Genomic DNA, 23,686 nt, shown 5'->3' with positions numbered 1-23,686 from the left:
CGTTATGCCGGTGTATCCCCCGGGTCAGCGCCCAGTCCCGATGATCGGAACCGATAGCCGGTCAGTCGCCGCCGCCCCCGCCACAGCCACCGCCGCCGCAACTGCTGCCGCCGCCGCAACCGCCGCCGCTGTCGCTGTCACCGCCGCCCCCGGCGTCCCAGTCGCCGCCGCCCGAGCTGCCGCCGACGATCAGCGCGATGATTCCGATGACGACGAGGGCGACACACGCGATGCCCAAGAAGGTTCCCATTTCCGGAACGGTAACTCCGTGCCCCGGAGTCGTACAGAGTTGACAGTGCGGCTCAGGCGTGGCGGGCGGCGGCGCGGCCGGCGCGGCGGCCGAAATAGGTGCCGTCGCCCAGCGAGGTGCCGCTGATATAGCCCTCGCCGTGCAGGCCCGCGCTGGCCCGGCCCGCGGCATACAGACCGGGGATCGAGTGGCCGTCGAGGTGGCGGACTTCGCCGTCGACGGTGGTGTGCAGGCCGCCGAGGGTGAAGACCGAAGCCCCGGTGCCGCGGCGGGCGGTGGTCTGCCCGGGCGGGCGGACACCGGCTTTGATGTCGATAGCGGCCAGTGGGGGAGTCAGCGGGCGCAGCCAGCGGGGTGCTTTGTGGAAGTCGGGATCGGCTCCGCGCGAGGCGAATTCGTTGTATCTGGCGAGAGTGGCCGCGAGCGCGCCCGGTGGAAGTCCGAGCAGGTCGCCGAGTTCGCCGGCGGTCTCGGCGACGTGGGTGGGCTGGACGCCCCAGCGCTGCGGTTCGGGCACGTCCTCGTAGGCCTGCTCGTCGAGGATCACCCAGATGTCCAGGTCCTGGCGGAAGAGGGCGGCTTGGCCGATGCGGCCGGGGTAGGTGTCCTCGGTGACGAAGCGCTGGCCGCGGCCGTTGACGACCAGGCCGCGGGCGGCGAATCCGGGGATCAGGGACAGGCCGACCTGGCCCGTCGACATGTGCCGGACCGCCGCCCCGATGGTTTGGGCCATCCGGATGCCGCTGCCGTCGTCGGCGCCCGCGCTCACCTTGGTGTGCCCGAGCAGGCGCGGGGCGTGCGCGGCCAGCATCTGCTCGTTGTCGACGAAACCGCCGGTGGTGAGGACGACGCCGCGGTGGGCGCGGACCGTGAACTCCTGTCCGTACCGGCGCGCTCGGACGCCCGCCACCGAACCATCCTCGGCGACGATAAGGTTCGTCGCCACGGTATCGAATCGCGCTGTCACCCCGGCGGATTCGGCTGCCGAGACCAGCACGTCCATGAGCAGCTTCCCGCCGAAATCCTGGGCGGTGGGACGATGCCCGCGCGGGGCGGGGGTCGCGAGTTCGGTGAAGGGCCAGCTGTTCTCGCCCAGCCACATGAGGCCGTCGTCGGTCGGCGGCACCCAGGTGGGCGTGTCCCAGAGACTCGGCTTGAAGGGCACGCCGCGGTCGGCGAGCCAATGGAAGTGCTCGACGCTGTCCGCGCTGTACAGCGTTATCTTCTGCGCGTCGGCGCCGGGTCCCAGCGCGGCCCGCAGGAACGCCGCCATCTGCTCGGGACTGTCGTCGAACCCGCAAGCTTGCTGGACAGGCGTCCCGCCACCGAGGTAGATCTCGCCCCCGGACAGGGCCGAAGCGCCGCCCGGCCCGCCCGCCTTGTCGAGGACCAGGACCTGGGCGCCCGTGGACGCGGCTTCGAATGCCGCTGCCGCCCCGGCACATCCGTAGCCGACGACCAGGACATCGGTCTCGAGATCGAAATGCGTCATAGCGGCCAGATTCGCCGGTTTCGTCGGCGCATCGCGGAACCCATCTCGGTGGGCAAGGGCGGCGGACCGCTGAGTGGGACTGAGTTCGGTCGTCGGGGGGCGCACTCGCGACAGTGTGTGAACGGCGTCACTTTCAGAAACAGGGCGCAGTGAGGAGAGAGACGAATGGGTGCGTCGCGCAGCGACTCGTTGAGGGGTGGCGGCCGGGCGGCGGGTGGGCTGCGGGTCCTGATCACCGGAGTCACCGAACCCAGCGGTCGCGCGGTAGCGCGCATGCTGTTGGCCGCCGGGCATGAGGTGGCGGGGCTGGACCACCGGTGGCATCGCTTCGTGGATCCCCGGGTGCGGTTCACCGCGGGCAATCCCGCCGATCCCGCGGTGTGCGCCGAGGCCGTCGCGGACTGTGCCACGGTGCTCCATCTGGCCGGGCCGGACGTCGCGGCCATCGCCGACGCGGTCCGCGAGGCCGACGCGCACCTGGTCGTTCCGGTAGTGGCGGGTGCGCGGTCGGCGGGCGTGCCAGAGGCGGAAATCGCTCAGGTCCTGAAGGATTCGGGTGCCGAGCACCTCCTAATTCGCACCGCGCCGCCCGCGGGCCGCCGCATCGGGCAGCAGACCCGGCGCGCGCTGGAACCGATCCTCGGCTCCCGCTCGGCGGAGAACTTCCAGCTGCTGCACACCGACGACCTGGAACGGTTCCTGGTGCTCGCCGCCACCGCACCGCGTGTCGGCGTTGTCGAACTGGCCGCGCCCGGCGTGGTCAGCACCTCCCATCTGCGGGAACTGATGCGCGAGAACGGCGTTCGCTATTCCGCCTGGGTCCCGGGCTGGTCCGCGCGCGGGCCATTGCTGGATCCGACTGTCGTGCAGGAGGACTGGGGCTTCCGGTGCGGCTGGACCGCTCAGGAGGTGGCCGCCGATCTGGTGCGTGGCCTGGTCGGCCGCAAGCCCGCCGGCGGTGATTTCCGGACCGGCCGCGGCGCCATTCCGCTGCCCGGCCACGTGATTCCCGCTCGCGCGCGCACGTCGGACAACCACGAACTGGCGAATGTCGCGCCGGAGGGCCTGGAGGGTGAATTCGACGACCGGGTCGACCCGCGGTACCCGGTCCACACCGCGACCAACACCTCCGAGGCGCTGCCGGGCCCGCTCACCCCGCTGACCATCGATCTGCACGCCGGTGCGATCCGCCTGGCCAACGAGGCCATGGGCACGATGATCGCGCTCGACGGAATCGCCTTGGAGCACTGGACGAGTCGCGTCACCACCGTGCTCGGCCATCACATCTACATCAACGCCTCGATCGGCGTGCTGGCCGCGGAGAACATGCCGGGCTGGGACGAGGAGAGCATCCGCCGCGACGCCTACGGCAACATCCCCGACGAGATTCCGCTCACCCCGCACGGCAAACCGCCCATGCCGACCGGCCTCGGCAGCGTCGTGGGCACCTGGCGGGCCACCTCCCGGGTGATCGCCACCGCGCGCCGCTTCGGCGCGACGGCCGAACTGATCAACGCGGCCGCCAAGGCCGAAGCGCTGGACGCCGCCGCGATCCACGAGCTCAGCGACGAACAGCTGCATGTGCGCGCTCTGCTCTGGCGGGACCGGCTGTATCAGGCCTGGCAGGCCGCCTCCATCGGCGTCATGATGACCGGCGCGGCCACCGCGATCCATGCCCGCGGCAAGAACGCGGGCGAGGTGCCGATCGATCTCCAGCGCCTGGAGTCGGCGAAACCGATGCTCGCGGTGGAACGCCTCGCCGAGGTCTGCCGCGCGGATCCGGACCTGCGGGAACTCGCCCGCGCCGGGGATGTCGCCGGAGCCCGGGCCAAGTCGCCCGCCTTCGCCGCCACCTTGGACGAGGAGCTCGCGAAGGTCGGTCACCGCGGCCCCGGTGAATGCGAACTGATCAACCCGACCTTCGGCGACAAGCCCGCCCTGCTGGTCACCGCCGCGGCACGCGCCGCCGAAATGCCGGCTCCGAAACGGGAACCCGTCGACCCGTCGCCCGGCCGTACCGCGCGGATGGCCGCGGGGGCGACCGTCGCCCGGGAACGCGCCCGTGACGCCGTCGTCCGCATCAACCACTGCCTGCGCCTGGCGGTGCGGGAACGCGGCGCTCGCCTGGTCGAGGCCGGTGTGCTCCGCGCGGCCGAGGACGCCTGCTTCCTCACCTTGGACGAGATCTTCGGACCGCCGGTCGACGTTGCGGAGGTGGCGGCCCGCCGCCAGGCGGAGCGGGACCGGCTGAAGGGCCTGCGGATGCCCGATGTCATTGCCGGACAATGGGAACCGGTCGCCGACGCGGGCGCGCTCGGCGCCGACGAAAGCCTCACCGGCATCGGCGTCTGCCCCGGCGTCGTGGAGGGCCGGGTGAAACGCGTGCTCTCCCTGGACGACGACATCGAACCCGGCGACATCCTGGTCGCCGCGGTCACCGACACCGGCCACACCGCCATGTTCGCCTACGCGGCGGCCGTGGTCACCGACATCGGCGGTTCCGCCTCGCACGCCGCCATCGTGGCTCGCGAATTCGGCATCCCGTGTGTGGTCGACACGAAAACCGCCACTACCAGCCTTTCGGACGGGCAGCGCGTTCGCGTCGACGGGGCCGCGGGCACCGTCACCCTGCTCGCCGACGCCTGAGCGCCCGAGCCGTCGACGGGCTCGTTCGGCAACTGGTTTTCGGTGCGCTGCCGTCCCGGTCCCCTCGGATCGCGACGGCAGCGGCGGGTCAGGAGGAGGTGAACCGGTCGGCCGCCACACCGTGCAGGTGGCCGGGCGGCAGCTTCCGGCCGCACTGCACCAGCAGCAGGTCCTGGGCGCGGCCGGTCAGCGGTTCACCGGAGCCGTAGGTCCAGTCCATATCGTCGGCGCGCAACTGGACGCCGGCGAGGTCGGCGCCGAAGAACTCGATGCTCTTCGGGGATTGGTCGTTGATCACGTACCGCAGCCGGTCTTCCGGGACGACGCGATCCAGGCCCAGAGCCACCGTGATGTCGAGACCGTGGATGACGTCGTGCCCGAGCGCGTCCTCGAATTTGCCGCCCGGCGGCTTCCACGGGTGCGCGATGTTGTCGCGCAGGCACCGGACGAACTCCGCCGGCGAAATCTCCGCGGTTTCCCGCCGCGCCACCCGGTCCGCCATCCGATTGAAATTTCCGCGGGCCCTGATCATCTCCAGCCCGAACTTCGGCAGTGACATCCGGAACGGCATGGTGATGTGCGCGACGACCTCCCGCACCCGCCAGCCCGCGCACAGCGACGGCCGATCCCAGTCCGCCTCGTCGAGCCCGGCCAGTAGATCGGCCAGCTCACCCCGCTCCGCCTCGATTGCCTTGCGTACGTCGGTCTCACTCATCGGCTCTCCTCGCCTCCGGTCCTCGAGTGTGGACGGTGCCAGGGGTGCGAATTCATCGGCGTCGGCAGAACCGGGAGCTCTACCTCGCGCGCAGGAAGGTACCGGCGTGGATTTCGGTGCCGAAGCCGTCCGCGAATTCCCCGTACTCGTAGAGCACATGCCCGTTCACCAGGGTGGCGGCGACGGCGCGGTCGTTGCGGTTGACCATGCGCCGCACCTCGATGCCGGGCATGGGTGCTTCGGCGTAGGCCGCGCTGGATCCGTCGAAACCGGCCGGATCGATCACCGCGATATCGGCGCGCGCACCCGCACGCAGGTGCCCGGCGTCCAGGCCGTACCAGTCGGCGAGTTCACCGGTGAGCCGGTGCACGGCCTGCTCGATCGGCATGAAACCACGCTGGTGCACCCGTTCGAGCATGCGCAGGCCGAAATTGTAGAACGCCATGTTCCGCAGATGTGCGCCGGAATCGGCGAAACCGACCTGCACCTGCGGCGAGAGTTGCAGCCGGTCCAGCACGTCGTCGCGATCGTTGGCGATGACGGTGCGCCAGCGCAGGGCGGGGCCGTGCGCGACCGTCAGATCGAGCAGCGCGTCGGCGGGATGGATGCCGCGTTCCGCGGCGACCTGGCCGAAGGACTTTCCGATCACCCCGGAGTCCGGGCAGGCCACGATCTCCGCGTCGTGCAGATCGCGATGCCACACGCGCGGACCGAACCGTTTGGCGAGATCCTTGCGGAACCGCCGCCGGTACTCCTCATCGGCGAGCAGTGCACTGCGCTTCATGACATCGCGAATGTTCAAAGCCGCTACGCCGGAACCGAATTCCTCGAACACCACCAGGTCGACACCGTCGGCGTACACCTCGAACGGGACCGGCAGATGCTGCCACCGGAACCGCGCGCCACCCAGTTTGTTGGACAGCCAGGCCGCGGCGACGGCGGCGCGCGCGGTGGTCCGGTCGGCCTTCACGTCGGCGGCGGCGATCAACGTGGTCTTCAACGGCCGGCGGAACCGCCCCGCGCTCTGCGCGAAGTACCGTGCCATCTCCAGCCGCGAGGTGAGGTTCGGCGTGCTCTGATGCACCCGATTCCGTTGCCGCAGAATCTCGTTCAGTGCCGCGTACTCCCGCCAGGAGGCGTACGTCGACGGCAGCTGGCGGGTGGGGTAGCGCTTGCCTTCCAGCTTCGAGAACGAACTGCGAATAGTGGACAGCCCGACGAACCCGGCATCCAGCGCGTCGCCCAGCATGCGGCGCATGCGATCCAGCTCCGCCGCGGTCGGCTCCACATTCGCCTCGACCGAACGACCCAAACCCATCACGGCAACACGAATATCGGAATGCCCCAGCAGTGCGGCCACATTCGCCCCGAGCGGCCGCGCCGCCAGCGACGCGGCGTAAGACTGGGGATCCTCCCAATCCTTGTGCTCCTTCACCGCCGCGTTGACCGCGTCCCACGGCAGCGCCTCGACGCGCGCGAACATATCGGCGCAGTCCTCGGCCCCGGCATACACCGTGGACAACGAACAATTCCCGAACACCACGGTGGTGACGCCATGCCGAACCGATTCCCCCAGCCCAGGACTCCCGAGCACTTCCGCGTCGTAATGCGTGTGCACATCGAGCATCCCCGGCAGCACCCACTTCCCCGCCGCCTCGATCGTGCGCCCCCCGTCAGGCAACCCCACCTCCACCGCGACAACCTTGCCCCCGGCGATCCCGACATCAGCGACCTGAGGCGCGCTCCCCGCACCGTCGAACACCAGCCCGCCACGAATCACCACATCGCACCGCGTCATCGCAGCCCCTCACATGCTCGAGATATCCAGTACCCCCGGTATGCCCTACATGCTCCCACGCCGCACCCCGCCACGTAGTGACATCCGCCGCCGCGAGCGGTGCGACGGGATGCGCCACGCGTCGGTTCGCCGGTATGACCTCTCTCCGCAGCCGGACCGCAAATTCCCCGGGCCACAGGCACTTCACCCAGCGGATCGTCACCCGACCCACTCGATCGCAGCTGTGCGTTCGCGGGCGGCCGAGTGAAGTCGACAGCTGTGCCGCGGTCTGTCGTCGATCAGGACTGTTCGGAATTGGCTCCCAGTGGGCACCTCACGCGGTGGTTTGCCACTACACCTGCCCGGTCGCAGGTGTGTGGTCGCCGGTAGGTGGGCGACGCCATCGCCGGCACCGGTGGCCCAATCGCCTTCGGGGGGGGGTGCGCCACCTTCCTGGCGGGCGTTCGGCGGCGGCCATCAGCTGCTTGTCGGCAAGGCCGGGTAGCGACAGCCCTTGGTGGCGAGCGCGCACGCGAAGTCGGGGCGTTCCGGTGCGGCGCGTTTCGCGAGTCAGCGGTATTGGAGACGACTGGAAGCCGGATCAGATGCCGTGGGACAGGTTTCGGGCGGCTTGGTACTGGGTGCGGATGTCGTGGCCGGTGGCATTGTCCGGAGGTACGGGTATTCGGGTGGATGGCGGGGTCGGCCAGGTGGGTGGGGTGGTGGAGCCGGTGCGGGCCCAGGCGGCTTGGCGGGCTGCGCCCAGGGCGACGTACTCGGCTGGGGTGGGGACGGTGACCGGTGTGTTGAGGATTTGGGCGGTGAGGGTGCGGACCAGCGCCGAGTGGGCCGCGCCGCCGATGAGCAGGATGCGGTTGAGGGGGACGCCGGTGCTGTGTAAGTGGTCGAGGGCGTCGGCCATGTTGCAGAGCATGCCTTCGTAGGCGGCGCGGGCGATGTTGGTGGGATGCATGTTCTCTGGGCGCAGGCCGTGCAGGGTGCCGGTGGCGTGCGGGAGGTTCGGGGTGCGTTCGCCGGTGAGGTAGGGGAGTAGCACTATTCCGTCGGCGCCGGGGTTGGCCTGGGTGGCAAGGCGTTCGAGTTCGGCGAGATCGACGCCGAGGAGGTCGGCGGTGGCGGTGAGGACGCGTGCGGCGTTCAACGTGCAGACGAGCGGGAGGAAATCACCTGTCGCACTGGCGAATCCGGCGATGGCGCCGGTGTTGTCCGCGCTGGGTGTGGCAGTGCGGGCGAAAACGGTGCCGCTGGTGCCGAGCGATACCACCACATCGCCGGGTTCGATCCCGAGGCCCAGCGCCGCACCGGCATTGTCGCCGGTGCCCGCCGCGACCAAGACTCCGGACGGAGTGTGCCCGGCCGCCTCGGCGGGCTCCAATACACGCGGCAAATGCGGGATGCGGTCCCGGAAGGCCAGGGCGAGAAGATCTTTGCGGTACTCGCCGGTCGCCGGTGACCAGTACCCGGTACCGGAGGCATCCCCGCGATCGGTCGTCGGCTCAGCGCCTTCCCCTCGCAGTCGCCACGTCAAATAGTCGTGCGGCAGCAGCACCGTGTGCGCGCGATCGGCGGCATCGGGTTCGTGATCGGCGAGCCAGCGCAACTTCGCCACGGTGAACGCCGCCACCGGCACACTGCCCACGCGATCAGCCCAAGCCTGCGGTCCACCCAGCTCCGCGATCAAATCCTCGGCTGCCCCGGCGGACCGAACGTCGTTCCACAGCAACGCGTCCCGCACCGGTCGCCCACGGGCATCCAACGCCACCAACCCATGCTGCTGCCCAGCCACCGCGATCGCGTCCACTTGATCGAGCAGCCCCGCCCCCGCCGCACCCAGCGCCGCCCACCAAGCCTCGGCCGGCACCTCCGTCCCCTCCGGATGCGCGGCCTGCGCTTGCGCCAGAATCTCGCCCGAATCCGCATCGCAAACAACGACTTTGCACGACTGGGTAGAACTGTCCACGCCCGCCACCCGGGTCATCGACCACCGCCCATCACGCGCCGCCCGGACGAATCTGGATCTTCCGGCCGACTCCGTCCCGGAAGGCTTGGAGCGCATCGGCGAACTGGTCGAGACCGAACGAGTGCGTGATCATGGTGTCGGCGTCGATGGCCCCGGTGCCCATGAGTTCCACTGCGCGCCCGAAACTTCCGAGGACCGCCATCGAGCCGATGATGCTGATTTCGTCGTTGTAGACCCGGAAGGGCGAAATCGCCGCTGTCGCGGCACCCGGGGCCACTCCGAACTGCTGGAACACACCACCGCGCCGTACTCGGGTCAAGCCGTCCTCGATGGCCGCGATCGCTCCGGTGCAGTCGATCACCACCTCCCACCCCTGCGCTCGCGCGAACTCGTCGGCATCGTTCGCGGTCGCATCGGCTCCCAATTTCGCTGCCACCTCGAGCCGCGCGGTATTCACGTCCACGACCGAGACCGAGGCCGCCCCTGCGGTCCGGGCCAACTGCAGCATCAACAGACCCATGGTTCCCGCTCCATAGAGCAGGTAGTGGGCCCCGAGCGTGCGCGGTAACCGATCGAACGCGTGCACCGCACACGACAGCGGCTCCACCAGCGCGCCGTGCGCCATCGACAACCCGTCGGGCAGTCGATAGCAGTTCGCCATCGGCACCGCCACATACTCCGCCATCGCCCCGTCCACGGTGTCCCCGATGGCACCCCACCGCTCACACAGATTCCCGCGCCCGATGCCGCAGTAATGGCAAGCCCCGCAGAACAGCGACGGATCCACCGCCACTCGATCGCCGGCCCGCCAGTCACCAGCGGATTCGGCTACCGCACCGGCGAATTCGTGCCCCGGCACGATCGGGTACGGCGTCGGCGGAAACTCGCCCTCGACGATATGCACGTCGGTCCCGCAGATCCCGACCGCATCCACCCGTACGATCACCTCCCCAGCGCGTGGCACCGGATCCGGCACCTCCCGCACCGAGAACTGCCCAGGCGTCTCCACCACCACCGCGCGCATCCCTCTACCTTGCACCCGAACCGGCCCCGCCGACGGCATTTCGACTGCTCCCAGGTCGATGTCGCCTGCCGCCACTGTTCGGCTCGGTCGAGTGGGGCACCCACCGTGGAGCGCTCCCTGCGGGGAGCCGGCGACCGCCAGCAGGTCCGTTGCGGCGGGGACCATGGTAGGCCGTTCGGTCAGGTACCCGGTGTGGCGGCGGGCGGCGTCGGGCACACTGGTGCGGTGTCCAGCGTGGTCGAGATGGCAACTGCACGGGTTCCCGGCGGGATCCGGTGGTCGGCGGTGCTGTGCGGGGTGGGGTGCCAGGCGGGGTGAGCGAGAGAGCGGGCGACGAATTCGAGCTGCGGGTCCGGACCGGTGCGGGGGATGATCTGGGCGCGCTGACCGATCTGATGCTGGACGAACTCCTCGACGCGCCGGCGGCGCCGGCGGACCCGTTTCTGGAGATCGAACGGGCGGGCGGCCGGCGGATTCGTGCTCGGCTGCTTCCGGATCTCGTCTACCAGTTGAGCCACCACTCCGACGCCGGCGAGTTCGAGCTCTATACCTCCGATCCCACGCTGGTTCGCGACATCCTGTGGGCTTGGGTCGACGAGGAACCCTGGTGGCTCGACCGCGTCGCCTGGTCACCCGTCGACCCGGCGATCGCCGAGATCGAATCCATGCGCGTGGAAATGGCGGGCATGCTGGACGGTATGTCGCTGCTCGACGATATCGGGTCCACCATGGACGACGCGCTGGCTCGCGCCGATGAGCTGCTCGGAATGGATTGGGACGCTGAGGATTCGGGCCCGCAAGCCGATTCCTGATGGTGCCGCTGGTCGATTCCGGCGGTTGCGATCCGGTCGCCGTTCGCGCGAACTCACCCAACGTCGTTGCGGCCCCTGGTATCTGTTGATCCGAGTCGACATCTCCGACCACCCAGCTGCGGGAGGCACGGCATGGCACGCATCGGCGTTATCAGTTTTTCGGACGGGCGCGACTATGTGCACGCGGGGATCGCGCATTTCATCAGAACTACCGAAGATCAGTTGGTCGCGGCGCTGACCGGGGCCGGGCATGAGGTGGTCCGCGGGTCGACGCCGATCAGCGACAATGCGCTGGCCGGGTCGGTGGCGCGGAGTGTGGCGGCGGCCGGGGTGGATTTGACCGTGTTTCACTATGCGGTCTGGGCGTTTCCGCATTTCACGATGCTGGCGGCGGGGGCGACGCCGGGGCCGTTGCTGCTGTTGTCGAATATCGATCCGGTGCAGCCGGGGATGGTGGGGATGCTGGCGGCCGGCGGGGCGCTGGATCAGATCGGGCGGGAGCATGCGCGGTTGTGGGGAGATCCGGCGGATTCGGCGTTGATCGCATCGATCGGGGTGCGGGCGCGGGCGGCGGGGGCGGTTTCCGCGTTGCGGGGCAGTACTTTCGGGCGGTTCGGTGGGCGGCCGATGGGAATGAACACGGCTGTCGCCAATACCGATCAGTGGCAGCGGCTGTTCGGGATCGATGTCGAGGAGATCGATCAGTGGGAGATCGTGCGGCGCGCGGAGCTGGCCGACGGTGCGGAGGCCAAGGGGGCGCGAGAATGGCTGGAGCGGCAGGCGACCGTGCATTACGACGGGGCGAAGCTGACTCCGGAATTGCTGGAACGGCAGATTCGCTCGTATCTGGCGGTGCGTGAACTGATCGAGGAGTGGCGGCTGGATTTCAGCGGGATCAAGGGACAGCCGGAGCTCACCCAGTATTTCGCGACCATGGATGTCACCGAGGCGTTCCTCAACGATCCCTACGACTGGAATGGCCCGAAAGACACTCACGTGTGCGCCACCGAGGCGGATATGGACGGTGCGCTGACGATGCAGCTGCTCAAGCACATCGCCGGTACGCCAGTACTTTTCGCGGACGTGCGGCACTATCACGCGGATCGTGACATCTGGGATCTGTGCAATTCGGGTCAGCACGCCACCTGGTTCGCGGCGCGCAGCGATGATCCGGCGGAGAATCTGGCGAAGGTGCACCTGTATCCGGAAGTGTTCTTCTTCCCGGCGGGCGGGGCGTCCGTGCACCACCTTGCGGCGCCGGGAGAGATGACGCTGGCACGGCTCACCCGCAAAGCCGGGGAGTACCGAATGCAGCTGATGCTGGGCGAATTCGAGAACTACGACGCGGACACCAACGAGACGTTGATGCGGCAGTCGACCTGGGAATGGCCGCACGCGTTCGCCCGGCTCGACGCGCCCGCCGAGGATTTCCTGTCCCGATTCGGCGCCAACCACATTCACGCGGTTCCCGGCGATCACCGCGAAACCGTCCGCGCGGCCTGCGGCCTGCTCGGGGTGACCCTGGACGAGTTCACCCGGGGTGAGCGGTGAGCGACGCGTTGTTCCTCGGTATCGACATCGGGACATCCAGCGCGAAAGGCGTGCTGGTGCGCCCCGACGGCAGCATCGTCGCCAGAGCGGAACGCGCGCACAGTGTTTCGACGCCGCACCCGGGTTGGGTGGAGCACGACGCGGAGAAGATCTGGTGGACCGAATTCGTCGAGATCACCCGGGAACTGGTCGCCGCCGCGGGCGGCGTCCGCCTCGGCGGCCTCGGCGTCTCGGGCATCGGCCCGTGCCTGCTGCCCGCCGACGCCACCGGTAGTCCGCTGCGCCCCGCGATTCTCTACGGCGTCGACACCCGCGCGACCACCGAAATCGCGGAGCTCAAAGCGGAATTCGGCGCGGAGGCGGTCCTACAACGAGCGGGTTCACCACTGACCACCCAGGCGGTCGGCCCGAAACTGCGCTGGCTCGCCCGGCACGAACCGGAGGTCGCCGCGCGCACCGAACTGCTGCTGATGGCGAGTTCCTTTCTGGTGCACCGGCTCACCGGCCGCTACGTGCTCGACCATCAGTCGGCCAGCCAGTGCGTCCCGATGTACGACCTGCGCGAGCGCGCCTGGTCCGCGGACTGGTGTGCGGCCATCGCGCCCGCCCTCCGGCTGCCCGACCTCGTCTGGCCCACCGAGCTCGTCGGCGAGGTCACCGAAACCGCCGCCGCGGCAACGGGTCTGCCCGCGGGCCTGCCGGTCACGGCCGGCACCGTCGACGCCTGGGCCGAGGCGGCCAGCGTCGGCGTGCGAGCCCCCGGCGACGCGATGGTCATGTACGGCACCACCATGTTCCTGGTCCAGGTGCTGACCGATCCGCAACCACATCCGGGCCTGTGGACCACCTGCGGCGCTTGGCCCGGCACCTATACGGTGGCGGCGGGCATGGCCACCTCCGGCGCGGTCACCGACTGGTTGCGCAAGCTGGTGGGCGGCGACTTCGCCGAGCTCGTCGAGGAGGCCGCGCGGGTCCCGCCGGGCAGTCGCGGATTGCTGATGCTGCCGTACTTCGCGGGCGAACGCACGCCCCTGTTCGACCCGGACGCCCGTGGCCTGATCGCCGGACTGACCCTCGGTCACGGCCGCGCCGAGTTGTACCGCGCCGCACTGGAATCCATCGCCTACGGCGTCCGGCACAACCTGGCCGCGATGAGCGAGGAGGGCGGGCGGGCGCACCGCCTGGTCGCGGTCGGCGGCGGCACCCGGGGCGGACTGTGGACCCAGATCGTCTCCGACGTCACCGGCCTGCCGCAGCAATTGACCGCCGAGACGATCGGCGCCTGCCTCGGTGACGCGCTGTTCGCCGCCGCCGCGGCGGGCATCGATACGTCGAACTGGAACCCGATGGCGCACACCGTCGAACCCGACCAGCGGCGCTACGACCAGTACGAACCGTTCTACCGGCACTACCGCGAGCTCTACACCGCTACCGCCGAGATCGCGCACTTCCTGGCCCGCGAGCAACATCGCGCACACCGGTCTGGTGCCGACTGAGACCCCCATGCGAGGATGCAAGGTTGTTTTCACCATGATTGGGTGTTGCGGTACCAGCGAACACCCGGGAGGACCTGCAATGCCCACCGTGACCTTGACCCAGCACAACTTCAGCTCTGTCGTAGCCGGCAACAACATCGTCCTCATCGACTGGTGGGCCGGCTGGTGCGGGCCGTGCACGCACTTCGCGCCCGTGTACGAGGACTCCTCGGACCGCCACCCGGAGCTGGTGTACGGCAAGGTCGACGTCGAAGCCGAGATCGAGCTCACCGCGCTGGCACAGGTCGACCGGTTCCCGACCCTGATGGCGTTCCGCGAGGGGTTGCTGGTGTTCAACCAGCCCGGGTTCCTGCCCGCCGCCGATCTGGAAGAGGTGGTGCAGCAGATCATGTGGATGGACATGGACGCCGTGCGCCGCACCGCCGCCGAGGCCGAGGGTGGTCAGCAGGTCGTCGCGAAGACCAGCGCGCCCACCAATTCGCAGCGGCTCGCCGGTCAGGCCGCCGGGCCCGCCCGATACGGCTGGCCGGGCTTGTGACCCCGGCGGGATCTACCCCGGACCTGTGGCGGCTCGACGCCGCGCGTACCCGCTCGGTCAGCCCGGAGAATCCGACCGGCGTGCGCGGCGGCGGCGCACAGGCCACCGAGGGCACCGGCGCGCACGCGTCCCGGCTCCTCGGCCCCGGCTGGAAGGTCTCGCCCTCCATTTCTCTCGCCCCGGGCGAAACCGCTGTGCTGGCAGACGTTTCCGGCCCCGGCGTGTTCCGGCATTTCTGGCTGACCACCGATCGTTCGGTATTGCGCCAGCTGACACTGCGGATGCACTGGGACGACCACCCGCACCCGGCCGTCGACCTCCCGCTCGGCCATTTCTTCTGCAACGGGTGGGAAGAACTGGCCCTGCTCGGCTCGGAAATGCTGGTCGTCGCCCCGGCAGGTGGCCTGAACAGCTACTGGCCCATGCCTTTTCGCGCCCGCGCCCGGATCACCCTGCACAACGGCAGCGATCGCACGGTCCCGGTCTACTACCAGCTCACCTATACCGAGGAAGACCTCCCAGCGGACGCCGCCTACCTGCACACCGAATGGCGGCGCAGCGCACCCCTCGGCACTCCCGCCGTGCACACCATTCTCGACACCACCCCCGGCCCCGGCCGCTACGTCGGCACCTATCTGGCGATCCAGCCCGGCGCCGACGGCTGGTGGGGCGAGGGCGAGCTCAAGTTCTACCTCGACGGCGACACCACGCACCCGACCCTCTGCGGCACCGGCACCGAGGACTACTTCGGCGGCGCCTGGAACTTCGACCTGGCCGGTGTCTACCGCACCTACTCCACCCCGTATCTCGGCCTGCACCAAGTACTTCCACCGAACGAGATCTACCAGGCCCACCAACGCTTCGGCATGTACCGCTGGCACGTTCGCGATCCGCTCTGCTTCCAGGAAGACCTGCGCGTCACCATCCAAGCCCTGGGCTGGAGCGACCCGGAGACCTACCTCCCGCTCGAACACGCCGACATCGCCACGACCGCCTGGTGGTATCGGGGTTAACGCGGGACGGCTGTTCCCGAGGTGCGCGTGGGAAAACTCAACTGCGCCAAGTGGACTCCGCCCTGGCCCCAGCCCGCGCTGGTGATCCACCACCGGCCGTCGTCCTGCACCAGTTCCGCGGCGTGCGAGCGGATGTGGCCGACCTTGTCGCCGATGCGGAAGCGGAAAGGGTTGTCGCTGCGGAAGACATCGGTGCCGACGTAGGTGGGGCGGGGGCCGATGAACAGGTACCAGGAGTTGTTGTGGGGAACGACGAACGGGGATTCGGTGTTGCCGGCCTCGGTGCCGACGGTGGGATCGGTGTAGGCGATGTGGCGGTCGCCCCAGTGCGTGAGGTCGGTGCTCAGGCGGTAGCAGACGACGTGGTGACCGCCCTGCGCGGTGCTGTTGGCGCAGTAGTACATCACCCACTTCTCGCCGATGCGCAGCACCATCGGGTCGCGGGCGTCGTAGCCGTCGCGGAAGAGCGGGCCGTGCGGGCTGCGGGTCCAGCGGAACAGGTCGGGGGAGGTGGCGAGGTTGATGGCGGCGCGGGTGCGGTCCGGGCCGCCGCCCGCGTAGAACATGTAGTAGCGGCCGCGGGCCTGGATGACGTGCGGCGCCCAGAGATGGGTTTCGCCGTAGCCCGGATCCACGGTCAGCGCGGGTGCGCGTTTGGTCCAGGGTCCGTGCAGGTCGCGGGCTACGGCGTGGGCGAATTCGATCTCGTGGAACGGGTCGGCGGGCTCGGGATGGGTGATGCCGAACAGGTGCCAGCGGCCGTCGTCGGCGCGCACGATCGTGTGATCGTTGATGTACCAGGGGCGGTGTTCGCCGACCGTGGGGTCGTAGATCTTCGCGAACGGCCCTGCTCGCACCTCTTCGCGCGTCGCCATACCGACCATGATCCCGCCGCCGGGGGATTTGCGGGCCGGAGTCAGCTCTCCGGCGTGCCGCCGGCGCCCGGGTACTGCTGCGCCCCAGGATGCTGCTGTGCGCCTGGGGCGTTCGGGTAGCGCCTGGTCTGGTCGTGCGAAATCTGCTCGGTCAGCTCGCCCGGATACTGCGGATTCGCGGCCGGGTAGCGTTGCTCGGTCCCCGGAAACGGCTGTGCCTGCCGAGCCGGATGCGGCATGAAGGCGGTCGGCGCTTCCGGCCCGGTCGGATACGGGTGCCGGACCGGCGGTGGCTGGTGGGCGGTGGCGGAGGTGTCCGCGTTCCCGCCGCGACGGAACCGCTGGGTCAGCTGACCGACCCGGCTGCCGGTGAAATGCGAGCCGTACACGCCGGTCGCGAGCGCGCCGGTGACCAGCACCGCGACGCCCGCCACCCAGTGGATATGCCAGAACGCGGCGATCACGCCGACGATCGAGGCGAGCACCGCCACACCCTTGGCTGCCCCGTCCCGGCCGCGCTGCTCGGCGCCCGGCAACGCCCCGATCATGATCAATACCGCGAGCAGCGGCAACGCGATCGCGAAGGCGATCACCGAGATCTTGGCGGAGGCGCCGAGCGACTGCGCGGTGAGGAAACCTTGCAGGATCACCACCCCGATCGCGATCAGGCCGCCGTACATGAGGTTGTTCTGCTGGGTCCAGCTCTGCCGCTCCGCGGGGGTGGCTAGCTCGGAGTAGCCGTCGTCCTCTCTCATGCAGGCGACCCTACCCGCGCTACCCCTGGACCAGCACCTGACGCAGTCGCGTCAGCTCCGCCGCGCTCAGTCCGTGCGTGCGCAGCCAGGCCGCGCCGCCGCCGTGGGTGGCGTGCAGCCCGGTGAGGAACTGCCGGATCACCTCCGGGTCCACGGCCAGGATGCCGGTATTGACCGGCGGCAGACCGTGATAGGAGGGCAGCGCGTCCAAGCGGGCCCGGATGCGGGCCAGACGTTCGCCGGTCAGGGCGTAGTCGGTGGCGATCGCCTCGGCGGGTACGCCGACCGCGTCCAGCAGGACCGCCGCGACGAGGCCGGTGCGATCTTTTCCGGCCGCGCAATGGAATACGACGGAGTGCTGCTCCGGGTCGGTGATGATGCGGGCCGCGGTCACCACGGATTCCGCACTGCCGCCGAGCAATTCGCGATACAGCCCGACCAGGTCGTACCGTTCGCCGTCGGGGACCAGGTCGGCCGGGGTGAGCGTGGTCTGGGTGGGCTTGCGCACCGGCAGGTTGACCTTCCGCACCGCGGAGTCGCCCAGCAGGCCGTAGCCCTCCCGCTCCACCTCGTCGGGATTGCGCAGATCGATCAGGGTGCGCAGGCCGAGTTGGCCGAGCAGCGTGCGCAGGTCGCCCGCGGTGAGATGCTGCGGCGTGCTCGCGCGGTAGACGACGCCGAAACGGGTTGTCCCACCGCCCGCTACCGGCAGGCCGCCCAGATCGCGGACGTTGTCGATCTCGGCGAAATCGATCCAGCGTTCCTGGGGGACGGCAGTTTCGGTGTACATCAGTGCGCCCGTCCTGCCGCGGCTTCGTCGGCCCGGGTCAGCCCGGCCAACGCGATCAGGTCCTCGTGCAGTTCGAACCACACCGTGTGATAGCTGTCGATGATCGGGCGCGCCACCCAGAGATGGTCACCCGCCTGAATTTTCGCCACCGCGTCGTCGAAACGCGCCGGGTACGGGCGCAGCCGGGGTGCGATCGAGCCGATCCACCGGATCAGCGGCGTCACCCGCTCGTGCAGTCCCAGCAGCCGGCCCAGCACCGCCGCGTCGTAGTCGCTGTCGGCGTGATCGTTCGGCGTCGCGGCGTCTTTCATCTGCCAAGCGGTGATGACCTCTTTGAGTTCGCCGTTGAACCCGCAGAATTCCTCGTAGATCGCGGTGACCGCGTTCGAGTCGACCTGGCCGCGTTCCTGTTCCAGCAGCGCGGCCACCTGCTCGCGGCCCTCCGGGGTCAGCCGCAATCCGGCCGGTGTGTTCGCGCACCAGCCCTGGTCGACGAGATCGGCGCAGCGGCAGACGGTTTCGTATTCCGGCTGGCCGAGGCTGGTGGCCACGGCCTCCGGGCGCACCCGTCCCTTGATGCCGATCAGCCGGAGCAGTGCCAAATCGGGGGTTTCGGTGGTCGGCTGCGTCTGGCTGTCGTGCGGGGTGGTGCGCGGCAGAGCATCGGACGCAGGCAGGGTCCCTGCTGTCATCGTTCCATTGTCGGCCGAATCGGCCGCTGATGAACGGCTTTCATCCGCGCCGGAACGAGCCGCCAGGGCTGCGGGAAGTTCACCGGGATCGACTGTGGCCCAAGCGGCGAGGCGCGCCACGTCCTCGATCACGGCCTGCTCCACCGGCTTTCCGGCGACCTCGCCCAGCAGCACCACCCCCGCCCCGCCGTCCACGGTGACGATGCGTCCCGCCAATGCCGCGACGACGCCCGGCCCACAGCCGACCACGCACGGGCGGCCCAGCTCGCGGCTGACCAGCGCCGCATGCGAAGTGGCGCCGCCCAATTCGGTGACGATGGCACGCGCGGCGATCATGCCGTGCAGGTCGTCGGGGCTGGTGGTGGCGCGCACCAGGATCACGTCTTCGCCGTTGGCAGCGCGGGTTTCGGCCTCGTCAGGGTCGGTGACGACGACGCCGGCGGCCAGCCCGGGGCAGGCGGATTCACCGCGCGCCAGCGGCATCGCGCCGGTATCGGTCCCGGACTCCGGGCGCAGCACGGTCCGCAGCTGGTCGGCGCCGACCCGGCGCAGCGCTTCCTCGGCGTCGATGAGTCCCTCGTCGACCATCGACACCGCGGCCCGCACCGCCGCGCGGGCCGACCGTTTCGCCGGACGCGCCTGCAAGAGCCACAACCGCCCGGCTTGCACCGTGAACTCGATGTCCTGGATATCGCGTCCGTCGCGCTCCAGCAGCGCGGCGGCGTCCAGCAGCTGGGCGTGCGCCTCGGGCAGGACCTCGGCGAGATCGCGCAGCGGCCGCGGCGTGGTCCGGCCGGACACCACGTCCTCGCCCTGGCCGCCGACCAGCCACTCGCCGAACGGTTGCGGCGCACCGGTATTCGGATTCCGGCTGAACAGCACCCCGGTGCCGGAGTGTGCGTCGAGATTGCCGAACACCATGGCCTGCACCGTGACCGCCGTCCCGAGTGCCGCCGAGACGCCGCGATGGCGTCGATAGGCCTTGGCACGGGCGGAATCCCAGGACCGGAACACGGCCGTGATCGCGCCGCGCAACTGTTCCCAGGGGTCCTCGGGCACCTCCGCGCGGGGGTCGCCGAGCACGATCTCGCGGTATTGCGCGAGGAAGCGCCGGTGCGTGTCGCTCGCGTAGGACGGGCTTCCCGTCTCGCTCAGCAGCGCTCGCTCCGCCGCGGTGTTCATGCCGAGATTGAGGACCGTGTCCATCATTCCGGGCATGCTCACCGCCGCCCCGGATCGCACCGAGACCAGCAGCGGCCTGTCCGCGGCGCCGAATTCGCGACCGGTACCGCGCTCCAGGGCGGCGATGCCGTCCCGCACGCCCGCCCAGACCGCGGCGCTCAGGTCGCCGTGCACGCCGAACTCGGCCCACGCCTCCGTGGTGAGCACGAACGCGGGCGGCACCGGGAGTCCGAGCGCCCGCATGTGATTCACGCTCCACGCCTTGCCGCCGACGCGGTCCCGCGACAGCGCGCAGGTTCCGTCGAGCTCGGCGACCGAAGGGGCGTTCACCTGGTCGGGATGGTCCGGCAACTCCACGGGCCCCACTCCGGTCGTCATGTCACTCCTTCGGTTTGCAACTGTCGGAAAGCCACCGCGCACAAGCGGGTGACGGCGGCGGATCCGCCGCGAATCGGAGTCGCGGCGGCCGGTCGTGGCTGGAACTCCACAGACTCGGCAGCGGATCGCCTGGACGAATGGCGCGGTTCAGGCGCGAACTCCAGCCTGCCGGGGCGCGACCCGGATGCGTACCGGTCGTCCCGGTCACCAAGACGCGGTGCCGCCGGAAAAGCAGTGGGCCGCGCGGGGGTGGGCGGCCTAGCGTGAGCCCATGATCTCCGATGATCAGGACGAGGTGATCGACAAGTCCGCGGATCCCTGGACCGCCCATGATGAGACGATGGCCAGCATCGGCTTCTGGGCCATGGCGCGGCAGTTGCCGGTGCTGATCGGCCAGGTCCTGCGTGAGTGCTGGGCGGTGAGCAAGCGCGACACCGCCGCGCTGGTGCTGTGCTCGCTGATCGCCGAGGTGTTCACCGCGGTCGGGCTGCTGGCCACGACGAATGTGCTGGAGCGGCTGTTCGCGGGCGGGCCGACGCCGGAGCGGTTGCGCGCCGCCGCGCCCGCGCTGTTCCTGATTCTGGCGGCGGTCGTGCTGCGCGGCACGTTGCGGCAGGCGGCCGTGTGGGTGCGGTCCCGGCTCGATCCGCAGATCCGGCGCAGCCTGCGCGTCCGGTTGCTGGAATCGACTACCGGAGTGCGGCTTTCGGCGTTCGACGACGATGTCTTCCACAACACCCTGCACCGGGTGCGGGAACGCGCCCAGCACGCGGTGCGGCTGCTGCTGGAGGGCACCCTGCGCCTGCTGGCCGGCGGCATCAGCTTGATCGCCGTCGGTGGCGTGCTCACCGTGCTGCACCCGGTGCTGCTGCCGCTCATGCTGCTCGCGCTGGCGCCCACCTGGTGGGCGTCGGTGCGGACGGCGCATCTGAGCTACGAGGTGTACGCGGCCAGCAGCGGCGCCGAGCGCAGATTGGAAACGCTCACCACGCTGATGGCCGACCGGGGGCCCGCCGGTGAGGTCCGGGCGTACACGATGCGCGATTTCCTGCTGCGCGAGTTCCGGCAGCTGGCGGTGCATGTGCAGGACCGCACGCTGCGGATGGAGCGCCGTCAGGCGGTGAGCCAATCGATCGGTGAGGCGCTGAGCGCGGCCGGCGTGGGCGTCGTCTATCTGGTGCTCGGTGTGCTGTTGTTCGCGGGTGCGCTGCCGCTCGCGGTCGCGGGCACCGCGGTGGTGGCTATCCAGACCGCGATGAGCACGCTCCGAGGTGTGGTGGAGAGCCTGCACTGGACCTACGAAAACGCTTTGTACTACCGGGATTACCTGAATTTCCTCGCCGCGGCGCACGAGCGGCGGGAGCGGCGCGGCGGCGTGCGGCCGCCGCCGGAGGTGGACCGGATCCGGGCCCGTGGGCTGACCTTCACCTACCCCTCCGGTGATCGCCCGGCGCTCAACGGTGTCGACATCGATATCGAACCCGGCGAGATCATCGCGCTGGTCGGCGAAAACGGTTCGGGCAAAACCACTCTCGCCAAAATCCTGAGCGGCCTCTACGAACCGGACAGCGGCACGGTGACCTACGGCGGTGTACCGCTGACCGACATCGACCTCGAACTGCTGCGCGACCGCATCGCGGTGATCGCGCAGAACTTCACGCACTGGCCGTTCTCCGCTCGCCAGAACATCACCATCGGCCGCGCCGACCACCCGCAGTCGGCGACCGCGCTGAAACAGGCCGCTGCCGCCGCGGGGGCCGACGAAGTCTTCGCCGAACTCCCGAAAGGCGCCGACACGCTCCTGGACCCGACCTACGCGGGCGGCTCGGAACTCTCCGGCGGCCAATGGCAGCGCATCGCCGTAGCTCGCGGCCTCTACCGGGACGCTCCGCTCCTGATCTGCGACGAGCCCACCGCAGCCCTGGACGCGCGGACCGAGCACGCCATCTTCGAAACCATCCGCCGCCACGCCGCCCAGCGCACCGTCGTGCTGATCACCCATCGCCTGGCCAGCGTCCGTTATGCCGACCGCATCTACGTGCTCGACCACGGCCGGATCGCCGAACACGGCGCGCACCGAGAGCTCATGTCCCGCAACGGCATCTACGCCGAGTTCTACAACCTGCAAGCTCGAGCCTACGAGTAGACCCGGCTCAGGCGACTTCCTTTTTCATCTGGGCGGTGATGATCTTCTGGTAGCCGGGGCCGAAGATCCGGGGGAGCAGGGCGATGACGCGGGCATCGGCGCCGATGAGGATTTGGGCCTTGTCTTTGCGGATGCCCTTGAGCATGGTCTTGGCGGCGGATTCGGGGGTGGTCTTGGCCAGGCGGTCGAAGTTGGCGGCGAGGGCGTCACGGTCGCGGTCGCCGCCGGCGCGGGCCTTCCAGGCGATGCCGGTTTTGACCATGCCGGGGTGGACGGAGCTGACGCCGACCGGGTGACCCGCGATCTTCATCTCCTGGCGCAGGGCATCGGTGAAGCCGCGGATGGCGAATTTGGTGGCGTTGTAGGCGCCTTGGCTGGGGCAGGCGGCCAGGCCGAACATCGAGGAGACGTTGGCGATGTGCCCGTCACCGGAGGCGATCAACTGGGGGAGAAAGGCTTTGGTGCCGTACATGACGCCCCAGAAGTTGATGCCGACGATCCACTCGAAGTCCTCCCAGCTGAGTTCTTCGACATTGGCGGTGAGGGAGACGCCCGCGTTGTTGACCAGCAGGTTGGCCGGGCCGAAATCGGCGTGCACGTCGTCGGCGTGGGCGTAGACGGCGGTCCGGTCGGTGACGTCGAGCCGGTAGGCGCGGGCCTGGGCGCCGGCCTTCTCACACAGTGCGGCCGTCTCGGCGACATTGTCGAGGTTGCGGCCGGACAAGGCCAATCGTGCTCCGCCGGCGGCCAATTCGAGCGCGAGCGCCCGGCCGATGCCCGCACCGGCCCCGGTGATGACGGCGACTTTGTCCTGAAAGTTCTTCACGGTGTCCCTTACTTGGTGGTGTAGCCGCCGTCGGCGACGAATTCGGAGCCGGTGCAATAGCCGGCTTCGTCGGAGATCAGGAACAGCACCAGGCCGGCCAGTTCCTCCGGGGCCGCGGCGCGGGGGAGCGGCTGGTCGTGCACCATCGCGTGCGAGCGATCGGATTCGGAGGTCATCTCGGTGGCGACCACGCCCGGATGCACCGAGTTGACGCGGATACCGTCGACGCCGAACTCCTGCGCGGCCGCCTTCGTCATCCCGCGCACCGCCCACTTGGAGGCGACGTAGCCGAGGATGTTGCTGAAGGCGATGATGCCGCCGATCGAGGAGATGTTGACGATCGAACCGCCGCCCGCCCGGCGCATCGAGCCCACCACGGCTTTCATGCCGAGGAACACGCCGATCTGGTTGACGTCGAGCACCTTGCGGAAATCCGCCTCGGCCAGCCGCTCGATCGGATCGACGTGCACGATGCCCGCGTTGTTGACCAGACCCGACACCGGCCCGAACAGCCGCTCGGCCTCGGAAACCACGGACTGCCAAGCGGATTCGTCGGTGACGTCGAGCGGCATGAACGCCGCCCGCGGACCGAGTTCGGCCGCGACCGCCTTGCCCTCGTCGGCCAGCACGTCGGCGACCACCACCGCGGCGCCCTCGGCGACCAGGCGGCGCGCGAAGGCCGCACCCATGCCGCGCGCACCGCCGGTGATGATCACCGTCTTGCCGTTGACCCTGCCCATACCCTGC

19 protein-coding genes are annotated in these 23,686 nt (G+C 69.6%); 7 read left to right on the top strand and 12 right to left on the bottom strand.

The window, feature by feature from the left end; genetic code table 11:
* Positions 1-61: 61 nt before the first annotated feature.
* Together AB0M14_RS26370 and AB0M14_RS26365 are read right to left on the bottom strand one after the other, a co-directional pair.
* The gene (locus tag AB0M14_RS26370; protein WP_364999376.1) at positions 62-250 is read right to left on the bottom strand and encodes a hypothetical protein; all 189 of its coding nucleotides are present in this window, start codon (positions 248-250) and stop codon (positions 62-64) included.
* Positions 251-302: 52 nt separating this feature from the next.
* Positions 303-1,847 carry an FAD-dependent oxidoreductase gene (locus tag AB0M14_RS26365; protein WP_364999374.1) on the bottom strand — a complete coding sequence of 515 codons (1,545 nt, stop codon included), beginning with the start codon at positions 1,845-1,847 and terminating at the stop codon, positions 303-305.
* 60 nt (positions 1,848-1,907) lie between these two features.
* Between AB0M14_RS26365 and AB0M14_RS26360 the strand changes: the two genes are divergently transcribed.
* A complete protein-coding gene (locus AB0M14_RS26360) occupies positions 1,908-4,388 on the top strand; it encodes a PEP-utilizing enzyme (protein ID WP_364999373.1) in 2,481 nt (826 codons plus the stop codon).
* 88 nt (positions 4,389-4,476) lie between these two features.
* Here the strand turns inward: AB0M14_RS26360 and AB0M14_RS26355 are convergent, their stop codons facing one another.
* From AB0M14_RS26355 to AB0M14_RS26340, 4 genes are all read right to left on the bottom strand, one after another.
* A complete protein-coding gene (locus tag AB0M14_RS26355) occupies positions 4,477-5,103 on the bottom strand; it encodes a maleylpyruvate isomerase family mycothiol-dependent enzyme (RefSeq protein WP_364999371.1) in 627 nt (208 codons plus the stop codon).
* A 79-nt stretch (positions 5,104-5,182) separates the two neighbouring features.
* Positions 5,183-6,901 carry a hypothetical protein gene (locus AB0M14_RS26350; protein WP_364999369.1) on the bottom strand — a complete coding sequence of 573 codons (1,719 nt, stop codon included), beginning with the start codon at positions 6,899-6,901 and terminating at the stop codon, positions 5,183-5,185.
* 580 nt (positions 6,902-7,481) lie between these two features.
* Complete coding sequence (gene xylB, locus AB0M14_RS26345; protein WP_364999367.1) at positions 7,482-8,879, bottom strand: xylulokinase; 1,398 nt, start codon at positions 8,877-8,879, stop codon at positions 7,482-7,484.
* Between the two features lie 13 nt (positions 8,880-8,892).
* Complete coding sequence (locus AB0M14_RS26340; RefSeq protein WP_364999365.1) at positions 8,893-9,885, bottom strand: zinc-dependent alcohol dehydrogenase family protein; 993 nt, start codon at positions 9,883-9,885, stop codon at positions 8,893-8,895.
* Positions 9,886-10,199: 314 nt separating this feature from the next.
* Here AB0M14_RS26340 and AB0M14_RS26335 point away from each other — a divergent pair, with 314 nt between their 5' ends.
* The 5 genes from AB0M14_RS26335 (at position 10,200) to AB0M14_RS26315 (ending at position 15,295) form a co-directional block, all read left to right on the top strand.
* Complete coding sequence (locus tag AB0M14_RS26335) at positions 10,200-10,697, top strand: hypothetical protein (protein WP_364999363.1); 498 nt, start codon at positions 10,200-10,202, stop codon at positions 10,695-10,697.
* Between the two features lie 132 nt (positions 10,698-10,829).
* Positions 10,830-12,248: an L-fucose/L-arabinose isomerase family protein gene (locus AB0M14_RS26330; RefSeq protein ID WP_364999361.1), complete on the top strand. Its 1,419-nt coding sequence runs from the start codon at positions 10,830-10,832 to the stop codon at positions 12,246-12,248.
* Positions 12,245-13,744 carry an FGGY-family carbohydrate kinase gene (locus AB0M14_RS26325; protein ID WP_364999359.1) on the top strand — a complete coding sequence of 500 codons (1,500 nt, stop codon included), beginning with the start codon at positions 12,245-12,247 and terminating at the stop codon, positions 13,742-13,744. Before AB0M14_RS26330 ends, AB0M14_RS26325 begins: the two co-directional genes overlap by 4 nt.
* A 79-nt stretch (positions 13,745-13,823) precedes the next feature.
* Positions 13,824-14,282: a thioredoxin domain-containing protein gene (locus AB0M14_RS26320; RefSeq protein WP_364999357.1), complete on the top strand. Its 459-nt coding sequence runs from the start codon at positions 13,824-13,826 to the stop codon at positions 14,280-14,282.
* A complete protein-coding gene (locus tag AB0M14_RS26315; protein WP_364999356.1) occupies positions 14,279-15,295 on the top strand; it encodes a glycoside hydrolase family 172 protein in 1,017 nt (338 codons plus the stop codon). Before AB0M14_RS26320 ends, AB0M14_RS26315 begins: the two co-directional genes overlap by 4 nt.
* On the opposite strand, the gene AB0M14_RS26310 is transcribed toward AB0M14_RS26315, so the two are convergent.
* The 4 genes from AB0M14_RS26310 to AB0M14_RS26295 are packed head-to-tail and all read right to left on the bottom strand — an operon-like array spanning position 15,292 to position 19,967.
* Positions 15,292-16,170 carry a glycosyl hydrolase family 32 gene (locus tag AB0M14_RS26310; protein ID WP_364999354.1) on the bottom strand — a complete coding sequence of 293 codons (879 nt, stop codon included), beginning with the start codon at positions 16,168-16,170 and terminating at the stop codon, positions 15,292-15,294. The genes AB0M14_RS26315 and AB0M14_RS26310 overlap by 4 nt on opposite strands.
* A 41-nt stretch (positions 16,171-16,211) precedes the next feature.
* Entirely contained in the window at positions 16,212-16,925 is a 714-nt protein-coding gene (locus AB0M14_RS26305) for a hypothetical protein (protein WP_364999352.1), read from the bottom strand.
* A 19-nt stretch (positions 16,926-16,944) separates the two neighbouring features.
* Positions 16,945-17,715: a tyrosine-protein phosphatase gene (locus AB0M14_RS26300; protein ID WP_364999350.1), complete on the bottom strand. Its 771-nt coding sequence runs from the start codon at positions 17,713-17,715 to the stop codon at positions 16,945-16,947.
* The gene (locus AB0M14_RS26295; RefSeq protein WP_364999348.1) at positions 17,715-19,967 is read right to left on the bottom strand and encodes a pyruvate, phosphate dikinase; all 2,253 of its coding nucleotides are present in this window, start codon (positions 19,965-19,967) and stop codon (positions 17,715-17,717) included. The genes AB0M14_RS26300 and AB0M14_RS26295 overlap by 1 nt, the downstream gene beginning before the upstream one ends.
* Before the next feature lie 271 nt (positions 19,968-20,238).
* Here AB0M14_RS26295 and AB0M14_RS26290 point away from each other — a divergent pair, with 271 nt between their 5' ends.
* A complete protein-coding gene (locus AB0M14_RS26290; RefSeq protein ID WP_364999347.1) occupies positions 20,239-22,113 on the top strand; it encodes an ABC transporter ATP-binding protein in 1,875 nt (624 codons plus the stop codon).
* 7 nt (positions 22,114-22,120) lie between these two features.
* Here the strand turns inward: AB0M14_RS26290 and AB0M14_RS26285 are convergent, their stop codons facing one another.
* Together AB0M14_RS26285 and AB0M14_RS26280 are read right to left on the bottom strand one after the other, a co-directional pair.
* Entirely contained in the window at positions 22,121-22,939 is an 819-nt protein-coding gene (locus tag AB0M14_RS26285; RefSeq protein ID WP_364999346.1) for an SDR family NAD(P)-dependent oxidoreductase, read from the bottom strand.
* 8 nt (positions 22,940-22,947) lie between these two features.
* A complete protein-coding gene (locus AB0M14_RS26280; protein WP_364999345.1) occupies positions 22,948-23,679 on the bottom strand; it encodes a glucose 1-dehydrogenase in 732 nt (243 codons plus the stop codon).
* Positions 23,680-23,686: the final 7 nt, after the last annotated feature.

Source organism: Nocardia sp. NPDC051832 (assembly GCF_040681285.1).
Lineage (GTDB): Bacteria > Actinomycetota > Actinomycetes > Mycobacteriales > Mycobacteriaceae > Nocardia.
The sequence above is the reverse complement of the archived record's forward strand: the minus strand, read 5'-3'. Positions and strand labels throughout refer to the sequence as shown.